Annotated in this window: 13 protein-coding genes, 1 pseudogene and 1 riboswitch; of the genes and pseudogenes, 7 read left to right on the top strand and 7 right to left on the bottom strand. The window is 48.7% G+C overall.

Going from position 1 to position 18,059, the window contains the following annotated elements:
* Positions 1–19: 19 nt before the first annotated feature.
* From WG8_RS18535 to WG8_RS18545, 3 genes are read right to left on the bottom strand one after another with little or no spacing between them, the layout of a single operon-like run.
* On the bottom strand, positions 20–4,450 hold the full coding sequence (locus WG8_RS18535) for a hypothetical protein (RefSeq protein WP_007431756.1): 4,431 nt from the start codon (positions 4,448–4,450) through the stop codon (positions 20–22).
* Positions 4,451–4,500: 50 nt separating this feature from the next.
* A complete protein-coding gene (locus WG8_RS18540) occupies positions 4,501–6,234 on the bottom strand; it encodes an ATP-binding protein (protein ID WP_007431757.1) in 1,734 nt (577 codons plus the stop codon).
* A complete protein-coding gene (locus WG8_RS18545) occupies positions 6,231–6,680 on the bottom strand; it encodes a hypothetical protein (RefSeq protein ID WP_007431758.1) in 450 nt (149 codons plus the stop codon). Before WG8_RS18545 ends, WG8_RS18540 begins: the two co-directional genes overlap by 4 nt.
* 45 nt (positions 6,681–6,725) lie before the next feature.
* On the opposite strand from WG8_RS18545, the gene WG8_RS18550 reads away from it, so the two are divergent.
* Positions 6,726–7,430 carry a response regulator gene (locus WG8_RS18550; RefSeq protein ID WP_007431759.1) on the top strand — a complete coding sequence of 235 codons (705 nt, stop codon included), beginning with the start codon at positions 6,726–6,728 and terminating at the stop codon, positions 7,428–7,430.
* On the opposite strand, the gene WG8_RS18555 is transcribed toward WG8_RS18550, so the two are convergent.
* Genes WG8_RS18555 through WG8_RS18570 form a run of 4 tightly spaced genes read right to left on the bottom strand, consistent with a single transcriptional unit; the run spans position 7,398 to position 11,867 of the window.
* Complete coding sequence (locus WG8_RS18555) at positions 7,398–8,309, bottom strand: glycosyltransferase family A protein (protein ID WP_007431760.1); 912 nt, start codon at positions 8,307–8,309, stop codon at positions 7,398–7,400. The genes WG8_RS18550 and WG8_RS18555 overlap by 33 nt on opposite strands.
* Complete coding sequence (locus WG8_RS18560) at positions 8,269–9,495, bottom strand: glycosyltransferase family 4 protein (protein WP_007431761.1); 1,227 nt, start codon at positions 9,493–9,495, stop codon at positions 8,269–8,271. The genes WG8_RS18555 and WG8_RS18560 overlap by 41 nt, the downstream gene beginning before the upstream one ends.
* Entirely contained in the window at positions 9,479–10,744 is a 1,266-nt protein-coding gene (locus WG8_RS18565) for a hypothetical protein (protein WP_007431762.1), read from the bottom strand. The genes WG8_RS18560 and WG8_RS18565 overlap by 17 nt, the downstream gene beginning before the upstream one ends.
* A 4-nt stretch (positions 10,745–10,748) precedes the next feature.
* Positions 10,749–11,867 (bottom strand): glycosyltransferase, encoded by a 1,119-nt coding sequence (locus tag WG8_RS18570; RefSeq protein WP_007431763.1) that lies wholly within the window; start codon positions 11,865–11,867, stop codon positions 10,749–10,751.
* Between the two features lie 410 nt (positions 11,868–12,277).
* Here WG8_RS18570 and WG8_RS18575 point away from each other — a divergent pair, with 410 nt between their 5' ends.
* From WG8_RS18575 to WG8_RS28760, 6 genes and pseudogenes are all read left to right on the top strand, one after another.
* The gene (locus WG8_RS18575) at positions 12,278–13,999 is read left to right on the top strand and encodes an NAD-dependent malic enzyme (protein ID WP_007431764.1); all 1,722 of its coding nucleotides are present in this window, start codon (positions 12,278–12,280) and stop codon (positions 13,997–13,999) included.
* Between the two features lie 72 nt (positions 14,000–14,071).
* Positions 14,072–15,025 carry an AEC family transporter gene (locus WG8_RS18580; protein WP_007431765.1) on the top strand — a complete coding sequence of 318 codons (954 nt, stop codon included), beginning with the start codon at positions 14,072–14,074 and terminating at the stop codon, positions 15,023–15,025.
* 88 nt (positions 15,026–15,113) lie between these two features.
* Positions 15,114–15,217: riboswitch (TPP riboswitch) on the top strand.
* 130 nt (positions 15,218–15,347) lie between these two features.
* Positions 15,348–16,061, top strand: coding sequence for a thiaminase II (gene tenA, locus WG8_RS18585; protein ID WP_007431766.1), 714 nt, complete (start codon positions 15,348–15,350; stop codon positions 16,059–16,061).
* Between the two features lie 22 nt (positions 16,062–16,083).
* A complete protein-coding gene (gene thiM / locus WG8_RS18590) occupies positions 16,084–16,926 on the top strand; it encodes a hydroxyethylthiazole kinase (RefSeq protein ID WP_007431767.1) in 843 nt (280 codons plus the stop codon).
* The gene (gene thiD / locus WG8_RS18595; protein ID WP_007431768.1) at positions 16,923–17,753 is read left to right on the top strand and encodes a bifunctional hydroxymethylpyrimidine kinase/phosphomethylpyrimidine kinase; all 831 of its coding nucleotides are present in this window, start codon (positions 16,923–16,925) and stop codon (positions 17,751–17,753) included. The genes thiM and thiD overlap by 4 nt, the downstream gene beginning before the upstream one ends.
* 62 nt (positions 17,754–17,815) lie before the next feature.
* Positions 17,816–18,059: pseudogene (locus tag WG8_RS28760) on the top strand (thiamine phosphate synthase); the annotation flags it as partial.

Raw genomic sequence — 18,059 nt, forward strand, 5'->3', positions numbered from 1 at the left:
CCCCTGAGCAGCTTGCTTCTTATGGAAGCTTTCGCTTTTTCCATCGCCGATAAGGAAGAAAACAAGCTGCTCCACCGAGTATCCCGATGGAGAACAGTACCCAGCCGAAACGATAGGCGGAAGCCAGAATAACGATAACTTTCCCCTTTCCGTTGCCACTCGTAATGAATCCGGTAGTCACGCCATTCACAGAAAGACGAGCACGCTGATTTTCGTTTCCCAGCCTAAACTCCCATAGCGGGTTGGGTGACTCGGTCTCCCGGATCAGCACCTGCTGATGCGATGGGTTATATAGCGTAAAGCTGCGTTCCATGGAATTTTCACGAGTAGCCTGAATGCTTTCCGAAGCATATGGTGCTATAAAAAAGGTATCCATATCTGTTCCCTCAAACAACGTGAATTGATCCACTGTAATCATCGCTCGATAAGGAATGATGGAATAGTTCTTCATTTGAAACAAGCCTGACTGCTTCTTATGCGAATGTGCCAAAATCTGAAACTGCATAAAGGCGGTTCCTGCCGGAGCCTTCACAATCTGATCATAATGATTCCATTGCTCCTTATCTCTCTCCTCGACCTCGTCAATATATGAGGTTTGGAGAATTTGAGAGGCTTTATTCAAGAAAATGACCTTCATATGCCGACTTCCAATTTGCTCTGACCGCGCATCCAACTGTACCGCATACTCCTGCAGTGGCTCAGCCTTCATTTTCCGGGACGCATAAATATTCCAGTCACAGGAATAGCTTGGGGCATAACGAATGGATAGCCCCTCGCCTGACAAAGACAGATTCGTCTGGCCGGGCCGAATATCCGCTACACAGCCTACCGCAGCGGTGCTTAAGGACTCCGTGGTGTCCTCCTCAGGCATCACTGTCACTTCCTGTCCAGCCATCCGATGAATATCTTCAAAACTGCTCAATGACGGCACCTGGCTGTCCAGTACAAGTGTTAAGCGGTACTTTCCCTTGGGTAAGAACAGATTTCTGAATTCTACCCGTCCATAATCCTTCAGGAGACCAGGGACATGAATAATTTGCTTGGAGAAACCATCCTGATTCGGCAACGTTTCAATAACCTGATTTTCGGATAAAGAGGTGGTGGGCAACCGCTTATACACCTCACCTGTACGAACCGTTCTTGTCAGTACCTCTCCGGTCTCTTGATTCGTCCATTTCATTGTCAGCGCCCCATGATATCCGGAGGGTAAATCAGCCAGAATAGCGGTGGAATAAGTGCCTGCTTTGGCAATTTCCACATCCCTGCTCAATGAACCTTTCTGAAAGCTGATTCCCCGTCCCATACTGAGCCGTGGCAGGGCACGCTCCGTCTGCACATTCCCTTTAATGTTAAAATCGTTTTCTGCCTCCAAGGTGAAAAAAAGCTTGCCCCGCTTCAACGCCTGCTCAACCGGAAAAACCAGCTTATCCAACTGGTCTATAGGTACAATGGCAAATTGATTGACCGCATTAAAGCCCTGCAGGTTAGTAACCGTAATCGGAGTATCTCCTTTGGGGAAGGCATGCTCTCCCAGATCGACCCATTGGAATTGGTTCAAGCCCTCATCCTGGGTCTTTATGTTAACCACTCTGTCCGGCAGTGTGACTTGCAATTTCCCGCCTGCCTTATTCATAAACACTCTGGCATACACTTTCGAGGCTTGCGGTTGATCCAGCTTTTTATGCATTGTAAACGAGTTGGGCTTGCTGTATTGCCCCAAATCACGTAGCTGGATATCATGAATCCACCAGTAGTTTTTTTGCTGTGGACGTTGCAGGGTTAGCAAATCCATTCGCATCCAATAGCTTCCAGGCGGAGACACGTATTCCCCGTAAAATTTTACACCGTCAAAATTATATCCCTCTGAAGGCGCCACAACATAGCTAACCCCCAGCTCACGCATTTGCTTATCGTAAAACCTCATTTTTACATGCATTTTGTTCGTCCCGCGCCCGGAAACGGTAATTTGGAACTGATACGGATTATTTTCCTTGGCTTCCAGCAGCCCGGATCTGGCGACCTGCCATATATTACTCGGGTCCCCCTTCATAATCTCACCATGCAGAGTAGGTACATCATTCAGTTCCTCACGGGGATTAGCCTGTACACTGAACAGCTGCGGATTATCCGCCTTGAAAAAGGTTTCCGTCTTCAGCATAGAGTCAAAATCCACGACTGTTTTCCCTTCGATGCTGCTCATCTGATAAGGGGCCACATCCAGCTTCTTACTGGCAAAGGTGACTGCAATCCCTGCATCCATTTCCATATCAAACGGAAAGTTCCGTATATTTTGGGAGGATAAATACCACAGCCATTCGTTGGTCGAGGCAAAGGTTTTGGACCATTTCAAAAAGGCATTGCCGTCCTCAATCGCATCAAAAGGCTTCAAGTAATCCGCTGCCGAAAGCTGAGACAACAGCAAATCATTAAAGGAGGCCGCTTCCACATAATCCCCCTTGTTGACCGTCTGAATCGTGTTCAGCTCAGGCTTTAACGTACTAAACAGCACCCCGAAGCGACTAAAATCAAAGCCAGGCAGATGACTGTAGCTCTCCAATCGGCTAAACCCGTAAGGTGTCACAATTTTACTAGCCAGAATGTTCATATAAGGCGGTGCCTGATCCAGATTAAATATGGAAAAGAGCCCGTTTTTATAGGTACGCTTCAATCCAGTCTGACCTTCCAACTGGGAAAGATGAAAATCCTGCCGCTTCTCCTGTCCCACATATTCATCATGATAGACCAACTGGTTCACGCCGAAGGTAGAGAACAGCGACCCTAACCGGGAGCTCAGCCCATTGTCCATAACATATTGCAGAAAATTCAAATAGTACGTAATCCCCGGGTCATTTCCCTCATGATGGAAGATGGTATTTTTGGGAGAAGAATATACCTGGAAATCTCCAGTCGCCTTCTCGGTTGCAGTCTTCCCTTTATTCCATTTGGGCGTGGCCACTCCGTTATAGCTTTGAATCATATTGTCGGCAATGGGAAAGTACAAGGCCTTGCTGTCAAAACGATTCGGATCTGTCAGCTTTTCAGCCATTTGGGCATAATCCGATGGCACTTGAACCGGCTTGTAATATCCCTCAATGAACTGAGTACGCAGGGGAGCAAAATATACCCCTAGACACAAAACGACGATAACCAATGCCAGCTTTTTATATGCACGCTGCAATGGCGACGATCCGAACCACTCCATAAACTGAATCACACCAAAGGTCAGCAACACCCCAAAATTAAGAGAGAGCAGACCAATAAATTTGTTAGGATCACGGAAAACCGAGCCAATCACAGGAGTCTTCGTAACCAAAATGACAAACCACTTGGCAATGGATGGAAACGTCGTCCCGGTAGCTGCAACCAGAAACATCACCGTAAGCAATGAAAAAATCAGAATGATCGGATTTTTATGTGAACGGGTTACCATCGCATAACCGATCAATAGCAGCAAAAATCCTCCTCCGACATAAAATAAGACAGGCAGTGAGGAAAAGGAAAACATAGGCCACCAATAGCTCAATAAATAACCCACATTAGTTAAACTGCTATTACGGCTAAACAGAGACAACGTATCCACGACGTTGATATTATGCTGAGACGCTTGAGCGCCCATCAGCATGCTGCCGACATACAGGGACAACCAATAAAAGCTGAGTAGTCCAAAAAATACGCCAAAAATAATCCCTTTACGCAAAAAATTGCCGTATAACGGCTGTAGATAGGTGCGACCAGCCTTACGGTGGGTCCAGGTCAGCTTGATCAATAGCAGCATGGTGAACAAGCCCAAATAAATCATGCCGAAGAAAAAATAATGAATGGCCGCGGCACTAACGGTGAATACCGCAGCCAGCAGGAACAGGTCGATCCAATTCCGCTGATACAGCTTATGCGGATGATAGTTCTTAATTTGTTGAATTTGAAATTTGGGATCAATCGCACTGAAAAAGAATCTCAGCATTAACGGAAACAAACTATATCCACAGAGCAAATAAATATGCTGTATTCGGAAAATAACCCATGGATTCAGCGCATAAAACAGCGAGCCAGCCGTAATAGCGAAAATACGGGTTTTCGTAAAGCTCGGTGAATAATACACACTGACCAGCCGTTTGGCAAAGGCATACATCGAGAACGCCGAAATAAATAACAGACCCGTGATAAAAGATTTCAGCAAGACCGGCCCGCTCTCGTCAAATAACAGTGAAAGTACATAGAAAGGCAAAATATACAGGATACGTGGAGCATTGAACAAGGTCGAGGTAGACCAGCGTTCGTTCCATACCCCTGTTATTTCTTCCAGATATCGATGAGAGGTGGCTCCAAAGGCAATGTCGCTAAACACAATTTGCCCTGGTCCATAAATGGGAGCAAGATATGTAACAATGGCCATCAGCATCAACATCATTGCCGCCATATCATAGCGATAGCGAAATACCCATTTTTTCATGCTTAGCCCCCTCTCTTGAATTTCTTGTTGATCTGTCGTTTATTTTTGGGCTATCTTCTCAATTGAACAATGGCCTGCAAGCCTTGATCCGTATTACGCAGCTTTAAACGACCGCCTATCGTCTTCAGGTATGCATCCATATGATACAGGCTGAACGTATGCTCCTGCGAGCTTTGGGAATAATCCGGCTGGAAATAGCTCCAGCGCATTTTATCATCAATCCCGCCGCCCGTGTCTTCAATAAGAATAATAATTTCTCCTTCTTCAAGCCGTGAACTCACCTTGAGCATGTGAGACTTGCGCTTGGATCGAAACCCTGTTCGGCCTCGCTCCTGATTCTCTACCGGCTCCCCACCTTGACCCATGGCCTGTACCGCATTTTCCAGCAGCCCCTGAATTGTTTTGTACAGCATCGGCGCTTGTGCTGCAATCGATGGAACAGGCTCTTGCCGCAAGACGACTTGAATGTTCTTCATGTTCAATGAACGGTTCGCCCATTTCAGCGACTCGGACAATACCTCATTCATATCTGTGAAGCTAATTCCACTATTGTCATGCATCTTTTCTTCCAGCTCATCGCGCAGAGTACGTACTCCCGTCAGCAGCTCTCCCAGTGAGGACTCCTGTCTGAGACGGCCCTGGATGAAGTTCTCATTCAACTCCCGGAAGTACTCCAGCTCCTCATGAGATGCTCCTTTTCCCTGGCTGGAAGCCGCTTCAAAGCGGTTGGCCAGATCATGATAGAAGCCCAGCAGCTTCAAATCATCACCGCCTGTCAGACGGGCAGTCTGCCCTTGCAGCTCCTGCAGCCGCTGCTCAATCGTCTGCATTAACGGTAAATAATAGGTGTCCTGCTGCTGTCGCATATCCTCATCCCGCCGCTGGTCACGCACCTGACTATTGACGATGGCATCCTTCACAATCCGTTTGCGGAACTGTATGAGCATGGCCCACAGCATAAGCAATATGAGAGCCATGACCATCAACAACTTTTTGCGAAAAGAACTGATGCGCTCTGCAATGTCCTGACCGGCATCTTCAACCGATATGTAAAGCGCCTCTTCCCCGATGCGGCTGAACCCTATTCCATGTTTCTCTCCGCCATCTTCAACGACGCCTGTATTGCCCTCCAATAGCCTGCGGGTTGCGTTCGTAATATCCGTTCGATTGATATCCGATGTATTGCGGGAGGCTACAACCTTAAATTGATTATTATAAAACAAAACCTCGTGCTGATTGACCGGTTTACTTTTAATAATTCCACTAAGCATATCAGCATCAACCGTACGCACCATGAAGCCGCCCATCTGCGCCCCTTGAATCCTGCATACCATATACTGGGCAGGCTGATGATCCTCTGTCACAAAGGGGCTTATGGCACAGCCATTTTGCAGCCATTTAACCTGTTGAACCGCGCTTTTCATCTCACGATTGTCTTGCCCGGCAATGACATGATACTGTTCATCCAGCACATAAAAGGACCCGGTTTCCCGCTTAAACCCCTCGGGGTATTGGCGTTTTCCCTGATTCAGCATATCTCTGCCCAGACTGGACGACAGCTCCTTCAGTTCAGCCTGCCATGCAGTATAACGCTCGGTTATACTGGCGGACATCTCCTGCACCTCATGCTGGAGCTGATCATTTTGAATTTCTGCCAAGTGACTGCTGAATTGCCGTATGACAAACCATTGAAGCACGGCAGCCAAGAACACAGTCACGCACAGAACGATCAGGTACAGGATCAGCTTTTGCCAACCCGGTTTCAATAAAGCCCATTGCTTCATGCTTCCCTGTCCCCTCCATTTTGTTCAAGACGGCCCAGAATAGCCTGCATCAGGCATTCCAGCTCATAGCTGACCAGCGGTAGCCGTGCACACAGCAGCCGGGGAGTCCGGCGCTGGAGTGCGGCAAACCTCGCAGCGGTTTCCGGTGCTTCGTCCGTCAGCAAAATCAACTCGCATGTTTTTGCGATATATAAGCCATCCAGCTCTTCTTCGCCATACTCCCGAAGATCAACCACATAAATATCATGACGATTATCCATGTGCTGAAGTGCACTGGAGACGGTCAGGGTTACACCCGTATGTCGCACAGCATGGTACTGATGAAGCAGACGCATGCCTTTTTCCCAGAGCGCATGTTCAGCCGAATCGAACCGTTCACAAAAAATACGCAACGCCCGTTCTGCATTGACATCTTTCAAAAATGCCAAAACGCTGATATTATACATGTAGTTCCTCATTTCTTACTTCATGAATGGAGTTGCGCAGTTGCTATGACACCCCAAAACATTCTATTTGTTGACGACAGCCCTATGGTTCTGTCCCTGCTAGAACGGACATTAATGCAAGAAACATTCACCTTACATACCGCTAACACACCCAAAGAAGCATTACAGGTGCTGAAACAGCACCCCATTGATGTAGTGGTATCCGATCTGCTCATGCCTGGTTTGGATGGGATTACGTTCCTTCGTATGATCAAGAAGGACTATCCCCATATCGTACGGATCATTTTGTCAGGTCACCTGCATACACAGTCCATTTTATCGGCAATTAATCAAGTCGGCGTGTTCCGCTTTCTGACAAAACCACTGGAGCTGGATGACGATAGTCTGAAAAAGATACTGTATGAGGCACTGGATCAGGCCCAGCTCAATCGAAGCAGCCAGTATGCAGATCAAAATGTGGCTCATGGCTTGTCGGTATTTATAGACAGCATTCTGAATGCCCCTTATCGGCCTTATGTGCTGCTCGATGATCAGCATGTCGTAACTGCTGTACACGCTGCGCTCGCTGAGCTATATCCTGTCGGCAGCTCACTTCGTCATCCTGACCGTGAAGGTATTCAGTTAACGGCGCATTCATTGTATATACCGTATGGGGAGTCGGAATCTTCCGATCCCGACCTGTATACGCTGGATACGCTGACTGTGGGCCATTCATCCTTACGCCTTATCCGCCTTAGCGAGATCGCCTGAGTGACGGTTGCCGCCCTTTAACACGGCGGCAACCCCAATCACAGTCAGACATGTATACATCCACAGCATGCCCACCGTCAACAGCGGGTGACGAATATAGCTTTTCAAATTCCCCCATGTATACAGCACCGGACGGAAGAAATACCAGCGCTCCAGTGCCTTTCGCAAGCCCCCCTCTTCGGATGACATTGTACGATCCATCACCGAGAAATAGTAGGCTTTTTTACGCAATACATCTTGCAGGTATACCTTTTTTTCATCATGATATACCCGTGTAAATACCGCCCGGCGAATGAGTCCGCCAGACTCTATATAGCGTAAGGTCGGCTGTATTTCTTCGAAAGCAATCTGCTGTGCATTAAAGCCGCCTGTCGATTCGTAAGCGCTCATTCGCCAGAAGCGTGCCGCTTCAATGGAGCGTTTTCCCAAGGTTTCACCCGCGTTGTTAATCACATTGCGCTCGAAGACTTTCACTTTGGAAAAAAAATTGTCCGCCTCCGAATACGCCTCCTCAGGAATTACCAAGGCGCCAATGTCCTGATGATCGTCAAAAAAGTCGATGCTCTGCTGGATCAAATGCTCAGCTAAAATCATATCGGAATCCAATACAAGTATGTATTCGGCACCCAAACGATTTGCCTCTTCGACTGCCTTGACTCTCGCGACTCCACGCTCCCCGTGGGGAAGCTCCAATACCGTGACAGGTACTGAGCTTCCTGCCGACAGCGTACGAATCACCTCCACAGTCCGGTCATCCGAGCCATCATCGGCAATCACAATATGCAAGTCCTTGTAATTTTGCCCCATACAGCTTCGCAAACATGGCTCTATTGTCTGCTCATTGTTGTATGTGGAGAAGAGAATGACCACTTTGTCCACTCTGTTCCGCCTCCTTTGTCCAATCTCCCATCAACTGCTCAAACACAGCTGCGGTATGATCAAAATGAAATTTTAACGCATACTGATATGCCCGCTCACGAATGGCCAGGTAATCTTCGCCGCCCTTTGCTGCTCTTTCCATCTGTTCAGCTAAACCCCGGATGTCACCGTGAAAGCACAGATATCCGCTTTTCCCAAAATCCGTCGCATCCACCAAGCCAGGTGAATTGCTGACAATGCTGGGGGTTCCAACAGCTGCTGCTTCGGTAATCGTCAAGCCCCAGCCTTCACGCAGGGATGGGAATACAAGCGCGTGGGCACGGCTCATCAGCTCCAGCTTATGCTCTGCTGAAACGAATCCGAAAAAGGTAATATCAGCTTGGGATTGTCCTTGCTCATCCGGTTCTCCGTAAGTCAATCCATACCGTTTCATAATCGGCACTAATTGTTCTGCCACATACGTTTTATCGGTTTTTCCGACAATCCACAATATAGCCTGCGGGAATTTTTTCTTGAGTCGTCCAAAGGCTTCAACGACCAGATCAATCCCTTTATATTTCACAAAGCGCCCGGCATACATAAAGGTCGGACTGGACTCCTTCGCTAAAAATTGTTCACGCGGCCAGTGTTCAAACTCAATGCCTTCCGGCAAGAGATGAACACGATCCGGGTGAAAGCCCAGCTTAAGCAAATCATACCGGGTAGACGGTGAAACGGTGAGTGTACGATCCTTGCGGGCCAGCTTGAGCATCAACGGCTCCAGATGAAATCCGATAAAATTTAGTGGAAATCTAGCATTTTGATACCATATCTCTCTTGTTAGCTGATGTATAAAAAAGATTCGTTTGGATGCCTCGACCCAAAAACGGGTAAAGAACTGGTGCGTATTCGCCTGATTAATGACATAATCAATATGCTTGCGATGAGCCCGGTAATAACGCATGGCAAAATAAATAACGCTGTATATATTTCCTTTTCGGATATACGTAATTCCGTCTATGATTTCATGCTCAGGCAATCCCTCAAATTGGGGCGAAAAATGAATGAAATGAAAGCGGCCTTGCTGTGAGCGTTTTAGCATCTCATGGGTGAAAACTTCTGCTCCTCCACTTTTAGGTGAACGAATGTCACGCCAGGATAGCAATAGAACTACGGTTTTGCCGTCCTGTTCATGTATTGTATTCATGAGGTGAATCTCCCCTTATCTTTATTTTGAACAAATAGAAATAGGCATCTACCACAAAGTAAAGAGACATGGCGCCATACACCACCAGCTCAGATAGTAAAAAGTCGGAAGGCTTGTTGTGGGCCATATGAAAGGCTGCCAGTAAAGCCGCCGCTCCTGCAATCAAGCTGAACATAGATTTGCGTCTGCCCACCAATACATGCATATGAACAAAGAACAGTACGATGGAGAACAGCCAGTACACCCATCCTCCCCATGGAATAAAAGCTTCTGCCGACTGATAGGAAGATCCGAACAATACAGGAATCGATGATGGGAACACAAAGGTCGTACCTACATACACACAGATGGCTGCCACAGCCATTAATCCACCATAAACGGCGATCAGCTTCCCCAAGGCTTGACGGTCATGACCATGCGCACCGAGCTTAGGAATAAATGCAGCGATCAGACTATACGAAACGTAATAGACTAATTGGCTGTACTTCAGCGCAATGGCATAACTGCTGGCCTGTTCCGGGAAATAATGCTGCACATACAACATGTCAATGGAGATGCAGAACAAAATAAATAAGTTCGTTATGAGACTATCCGTGAAATCCTGACCTAGTGATTTCCATAGCCCGGAAGGCACACGTTCTCCACTATTACTAAATAAAGATAAGCCTCGAGCCGAAACGATCCAGCCGTGAAGCAGCGACAGCAACATTCCCCCACAGCTTGCCAGCAGCAGGGCTTCCAGCTTTAATCCCAATGCGGCCAAAACAAAAAACAGGCCCAGCTTCCCTAAAACCTCAATGTAGTAGTTCACATTGAGCGCCAGCATGCGTTCCCTGCCCTGCAAATCTCCGCGGCACGAGCTCACGAGAATATGCAGCCCTACCAAGCCATACAGCATGAACAACGGGCCGGATTCGACGCCTAATAGCGAGCGCAGCAACGGATGAAAGACCACCAGAATGACTATGGCAAGCACAGTGAGTAACAAAGGAGCTTTTAGCAAGAGAGAACCCAGCGGTAGACTGCGTAGCGGAAGCTTGTGGTCTCCCTTGGAGACCAGCTTGGCGGTTAATAGCTGAATCGATAAGCCCAAAACGGACAACAGTGCAAAGAGGGCCAGCAGCGCGTTCGCCTGACCATAAGCTTGTCCGGTAAGATACCAGCTCGCTGCAATGTGGAAGAAAAAATTAAATCCGTTCAGCAGTACATTAAATAAAGGAAACATCAACGGACGCAAGCGGTTGTTCACGTTGTTATCTCACCCGCCGATCCAGCCGCCAAATATCAATAATGGAACGTAGAAAACGAATGGAATCCTTGAAGACATCAATGTGCGACCCGTCCCGGTCAATACATTTGACGGGTAGTTGCAACACACGAAGCTGGAGTCGCTTGGCGATAAACATCATTTCCAAATCCAGCGCCAGTCCGAGCTGCTCCTTCAAATGCGGAAACATCCGCTTCACTGCCATAGAGCTCATGACTTTAAGCCCTGTTTGGGAATCCACCACACCTGTCGGTAAAAACGGGCGGGAAACCAGGCGTTTGCCGAAGCTGACGATAGATCGTAATAAAGAGCGATTTTCGGCTGTCATATCCTTGGTTCCAATCACGACATCGTAGTAGCCCTGTCGAACCACGTTAATCATTCTGGCAATATCCTCAATAAAAAAGGAGTCGTCCGCGTCCACAAATACGTAGTAATCCGCACCGATGGTTCGCATTCCTTCCAGATACGTTCCTGCCTTACGGGTATTGCGCCCCAACTCCCTGGTTTGAAGCAAAGGACTAAGATTCTGATTAATCCGGTTGACGGACAAGTCCGTTGTTGCCTTCAGCGCTCTAATCAAGGTATTCGTGCTATCGTGGCTGCCATCATCAATGAGATAAATGGAGCCTTCTACAAGATGGCTGCGAATAAAAGTTTGCAGGCGTTTGGCAAATGCCTCGACGTGTACAAAACGTTGCTCCTCGTTATATACAGACAGAATGAAGGCAATATGTTGACCTTTGGCTGAATACTCAGGGTAGAGCAAGCTTTGTATTTCTGACAGCACTTTCTCGTTGTCATTGGCTTGCCAAAATAGCAAGCGTAAACGGCCTATTCCGGTGATCTCCACCATATGCTGATCACTGAATGGAGCTGTTACATCCGTTAACACTAGCAGTGGCATTTGCGGAAATTGACTCCGAATTTGATTGGCTATCCGCACAGCTTCCTCCGGTTCCCTGTAATCGATCAGGCAACAACATGCGTCTGCATAGACTGAAGCTGCCTCAGGGTCCCTGCATTGTATAGATTGGTAAAAATGAATCACATTGGGATAATCAATAGCCCTGTAATGATCGCTAAAAATGGCTATAGGCCCCACACAAACCTCTCCTTTTCCTCCGAATAGTTCTATTTTGTTGAAAAAGAATTAAAAATGTTTGCTTAGAGGCGTTAAATCGACGTGCAAATCCTTCATAATTTCTTCATAAAATACCTGACATGCCGTGATACATAAGGATATAAGGGGAATAGAAATGATTTTTATATTTTGTAAAAATAGAGTATTAAGACCTGATTCATAAGAACCAAAAACAATGAAATCATCGTATTTTTTCAAAATTAATAATTGGTTCTTTGTAATCAATTACAGAAAAATTTATGGTTATTTTGTCATATAACAATAGACGAATAAAACAATTTGGCACGTCCATACTATGGGCAGCATGACATTTTTCGTCATGAATAACCCTAATGAACAATTATTAATACGAAGAGAAAGAAGGGTGTTTGATGGAAGCATTTTATGTCAATCGGGACGGCTCATTATCCACTTCATTACGGGGGAAGGATGTGCTAGCGAACCCCCTTTTGAACAAAGGTGTCGCTTTTACAGAAGAAGAACGCAAAGAGCTGGGGCTGGAAGGAATCCTTCCTCCAACCGTCCTTTCACTGGAAAAACAGAGCGTACGGGCGTATCAGCAGTTTTTGGCACAGCCCACCATGCTGCGTAAAAATGCTTCGCTCAATGACCTTCACAATCGAAATGTCGTACTCTACTATCGCCTGCTAACCGACCATTTGAGTGAAATGCTGCCTGTGGTCTACACACCTACGGTAGGAACCGCCATTCAAGAATATAGTCACGAGTACAACCGTCCCGGAGGCGTATATTTGTCGATAGATGACCCGAACGGCATTGGACAAGCGTTTTATAATTCCGGTTTGAACGGAGAAGATGTGGATCTGATCGTCGTAACGGATTCCGAAAGTATTTTGGGCATCGGTGACTGGGGTGTCGGGGGAATTAACATCGCTATTGGCAAGCTTGCTGTGTACACAGCTGCGGCAGGCATTCATCCCGGGCGGGTACTGCCGATTGTACTGGATGTGGGCACGAATAATGAAAAGCTGCTGAATGATCCGCTGTACATCGGAAACCGCCATAAGCGGGTTCGCGGAGAAGCCTACAACCAGTTTATTGATACTTTTATCCACAAAACGTTAACACAATTTCCGAAGGCGCTTCTGCATTGGGAAGATGTAGGCAGCGTGAACGCACGCCATATTATAGGCAAATACGGTCAAAGCATTCTCACCTTTAACGATGACATTCAAGGCACAGGAGCGGTAACCCTGGCTGCGATTCTTTCGGCGGTAGGTGTCACCAAGATTCCGCTGCGTGAGCAAAAAGTACTTGTCTTCGGTCCGGGAGCAGCAGGAATCGGCAACGCTGACCAAATTCGGGGAGCCATGATCGCGGATGGCCTTTCGGAGGAGGATTCATTCAAGCCATTTTGGGCTTTTGATTACCGCGGGCTGTTAACGGACGATATGGAAGATGTCCTGGATTATCAGAAGCCGTATGTACGTAAAAAAGAAGAAGTCAGCTCATGGACACGGTCTGATGACGGAAAAATACCGCTGCTTGAGGTTATCCGTCAGGTGAAGCCTACTCTATTGATCGGAACGTCTGGTGTAGCGGGTGCCTTTTCAGAAGAGATTATTAAGGAAATGGCCGAGCATGTAGAACGCCCGATCATCATGCCCATGTCCAATCCTACAAACCTTGCCGAAGCGGTACCCGAGGATTTGATACGGTGGACCGACGGCCAAGCATTGATCGCTACCGGAAGTCCCTTTGAGCCCGTCACCTATAACGGTACGAAATTTGAGATTGGACAGGCGAACAATGCCTTTGTTTTCCCGGGACTTGGCCTGGGCGCGATTGTGGTCAAAGCTAAAAGGATCACCCCTGCCATGTTTTCAGCCGCAGCAGAAGCCGTTGCCAATGGCGTAGATTCGAATGAACCTGGCGGTGCGCTGCTGCCCCATATCCGAAAATTACGTGATGTCTCGTTCGCGGTGGCGGTGGCGGTGGCGAAGGCCGCGATTCAGGATCAGGTAGCTCAGGCACACATTTCAAATGTTGAGCAAGCCATTCGGGATGCGATGTGGAAACCGGAATATGTGAAGGTCAAAGCCGTGGAAAGTGCAATCCATCACCCTCACTAATGCTTCAATTAGGGACGGGAATGCCTGTTCAGACAGGCAGGATACGTCAGTTCAAGCAAGGAGAATCGAACTATGAGTGTCGGACATATCCTTTATATTTTGGTGCCGATTTTTTTCGTTATTATTTTGGGATGGTTAGCGGGGCATAACAAAAGCTTCGATGCCTCTTCCTCCAAAGCCCTGAATGCGCTCGTTACCAGATTTGCGCTGCCTGCGCATCTATTCATCGGCATTACAACAACGAACAGAAGAGCGCTCATTGAGCAATGGACATTTCTGCTGGCTCTGTTCATTGGCATTGTCGGCTTTTTTGTCGCTCTCCTTCTGCTGTCCCGCTTTGCGAGGAAGCAGTCGATGAAGGATGCCGCCATGTTCGCTTTGAACTCGGCACAGCCGACCTTTGCTTTTATGGGTATTCCCGTGCTCGGAGCCATCTACGGCTCCTCAGCCGTGGCCATTCCGATTGCACTTACCGGAATCGTAGTCAATGCCGTCCTTGACCCGGCGGCTACCATTATAGCTACCGTAGCCAGCCGGAATTCAGACAAGGAACGGAATGGTCCCCTCGGAAGGCTGATCTGGGACTCCATTCTTCACGGCTTAAAGGAACCGCTGGCGTTGGTGCCGCTGGTTGGTGTGATTTTGACCTTATTTGGCTTCCAATCACCAGATTTGTTAAGCAAATCGCTTAATCAAATCGGAGACATTACGTCCGGGGCTGCCTTATTCGCGGTCGGTGTGACCATTGGCGTACGCAACATTAGTTTTAGCGTAAGTGCCTTTGCCATCGCACTGTTAAAAACCATCGTGCAGCCTTTATTAATGCTGCTGATTGCCTATCTGTGCGGTCTGTCGTCTGCCGATACCGTTAAGGCGGTTCTGCTCGTTTCCTTCCCGGGTTCAGCAGTCGCTGCTATGATCGCTACCCGTTTTGAAAGTCTGGAATCAGAAACAGCCTCCTCCTTTGTCATCAGTGCTGTCATATCTCTCGTTACACTTCCTGTGCTGATTTCGCTATTGATGTAACCAGGTCAAGCACAAACAGCCTCAGAACGAATGGATAACGGTTTGACATAATGTATGAACGAATGTACAGTAATAGTCAAAAGAATAGGAAGTCCACTAGGGGAGCCGCTTATGGCTGAGACAAGAACGTATCTTGGACCCTTTGAACCTGATCTAGTTCGTACTAGCGTAGGAAAGTGGAGCCTTCGTATATAAGGTCCCTTGCTTTTTGCGCATGGACCTATGATGAAGCCGCTCCAGTTTTCGGGGCGGCTTTTTAGCGTTGTTCCGGAACTGTATTCTTACGGGACTTCCTGCTCTTCATTTTGGTGGAGGTGGGGAAATGAGCTTTACACAAGAGCTCCGTCGGCAGGCGGATAGCATTTTTCAAGCGATTTTTGAGCATCCCTTTGTGAGAGGTATTGCTAAAGGGAGTTTGACAAGGGAACAGCTGATTCACTATGTAAAACAGGACTTTGAATATTTGAACGCCTACATACGGATATACGGCATCGCGATCTCCAAATGCACGAGCCGGGAGGACATGGCTGTATTTAATGAACAGATCTCTTTTATCCTCCGCAGCGAGGTTCATCCCCATCAAAATTTCTGTGCTGTCGCAGGTGTGACCTATGAAGAGTTGCAGGGGTATCCGCTCGCTCCGTCGGCTCATCATTATATCCGTCACATGCTGACGGTCGCACATGAAGGCAGTCTGGGCGAGCTCATGGCCGTGCTGCTGCCGTGTCCATGGACGTATCTGGAGATTGGTCGCAGGCTGCTGGATGAGGTAAAGCCCGACGAGTCCCACCCTTTCTATGAATGGATTTGTTTCTATGGAAACCAGGTTGAAGATGTAACCGCCAAATATCAAGCCCGTGTGGATGCTTGGGCGGAAAGTGCAACGGCTGCCGAACGGGAACGGATGATTGAGCATTTTATGCTAAGCTGCCAGCTGGAATATATGTTCTGGGATATGGCTTATAAGCAGGAAGAATGGCCGATCCAGACCCCTTTTACATCGGTCTACAAGCCTTGTCGCAAATTGAAAATCTAATATATGAGAGAGGATCATCGATATGCTGAAATGGGAAAAGGATTGTTCGGAGCTTCTGACAAAGGTACACAGCAGCAACCCCCTCGTTCACAATATGACCAATGTGGTGGTCACCAACTTTACAGCCAACGGCCTATATGCGCTGGGAGCTTCCCCGGTGATGGCTTATGCCCCCGAGGAAGTTGCGGATATGGCCAAAATAGCAGGTGCCGTCGTCTTAAACATCGGTACGCTGAACCGCGAGCTGATCGATGCCATGATCATTGCCGGACAATCGGCGAATGCACATGGCGTTCCGGTTCTGCTCGATCCGGTCGGTGCGGGAGCGACTCGCTTTAGAACCGAATCGGCACTGCGAATCCTGAGTGAAGTCAACATCTCAATGGTGCGGGGCAATGCGGCCGAAGTCGCCCATCTTATCGGAGAAGCCCGCGAGATTAAAGGCGTCGATGCTGGTGGCAGCCCGAGCAGCAGTCATGTCGAGCTGGCAGTTCGAGCTGCGCGGGCGCTCAATACCATCGTTGTCATCACTGGAAAAGAGGACGTCATCACCGATGGGGTCGAAGTACGAGTGATTAACGGCGGAGACGCGCTGCTTACGAAGGTAACCGGAGCAGGCTGCCTGCTGACCTCTGTGTTGGGCGCTTTTGCCGCCGTTGAGCCTAATTTGCTGCTCGCAGGAACAGCAGGCTTGGCATTTTACGGTGCAGCCGCTTCCCGAGCCGCCGCGCGTACAGCAGATCAGGGACCCGGCAGCTTCCAGATTGCCTTTCTCGATGAGCTTGCCAAGCTGCATACGGGCTCGCTGGAGGGGCATGTATCGATTCGTGAAGCTGGAACAACCACAGCAGGTGGTACGCGATGACAGACGTTCGTGTAGCTAGAGCACTGACGATTGCCGGTTCGGACAGCGGTGGCGGGGCCGGAATTCAGGCCGATCTCAAAACCTTCCAGGAGCTTGGCGTATACGGCATGTCGGCGATTACGGCAGTTACCGTACAGAACACCTTGGGGGTTCACGGAGTATATCCACTGCAACAAGAGGCGGCAGCGGAGCAAATCGAGGCTGTAGGATCAGACCTTGGCGTAGATGCCCTGAAGACTGGCATGCTGTTTGATGTGGGCATCATCCGTCTTGTGAGCGAGCAGATTCGAAGGTTCGGCTGGGAGAAGGTTGTCATCGATCCCGTGATGATTGCCAAGGGAGGTGCAGCACTGCTGCAATCGGAAGCGGTGCAGGCTTTGCAGGACGACCTCCTCCCCTTGGCCCTGGTTGTTACACCGAATATCCCGGAAGCGGAAGCCCTGACAGGGATCAACATCCGTACGATGGAGGATCGCCGGGAGGCTGCGAGACATATTAGCAATATGGGCCCAAAATTCGTCGTGATCAAGGGCGGCCATGCTGACGAGAGCGAGAACAGCGGACAGATTGTTGACCTGCTCTTTGACGGAACCGCCTTTACCGAACTGGGCGGCAAGCGGGTGCGGACTGTCCATACACACGGAACAGGGTGTACCTTCTCGGCAGCGATCACCGCCGAATTAGCAAAAGGAAGATCTGTATCGGAGGCTATCTCGAATGGTAAAGCCTTCATCCAGGCGGCGATTGAGGAACCTTTGCAGCTTGGACAGGGACATGGCCCAACCAACCATTGGGCCTTCCGCCGTCGTCAGGAGATGCTTCTATGAGCAGCAGAATGTTGCCAGAGACGGTGCGCCGCCATCTACAGATGTACCTGGTGCTTGGAAGCGTGAATTGCCTCGCGGAACCAGGCTGGGTCGTGCAGGAGGCTCTGGCCGGCGGCGCAACCATGGTCCAGTTCCGAGAAAAGGGCCGTGGTGCGTTAACAGGCGCCCCCAGGCTTGAACTGGCACGTCGGCTACAAGACCAGTGCCGCCGTGTGGGGGTTCCCTTCATCGTGAATGACGATGTCGAGCTGGCTCTTGAGCTCGACGCCGACGGCGTTCACATCGGTCAGGACGATGAATCGGCCG

It is taken from the genome of Paenibacillus sp. Aloe-11, from assembly GCF_000245715.1.
In the GTDB taxonomy this organism is placed as follows: domain Bacteria; phylum Bacillota; class Bacilli; order Paenibacillales; family Paenibacillaceae; genus Paenibacillus; species Paenibacillus kribbensis.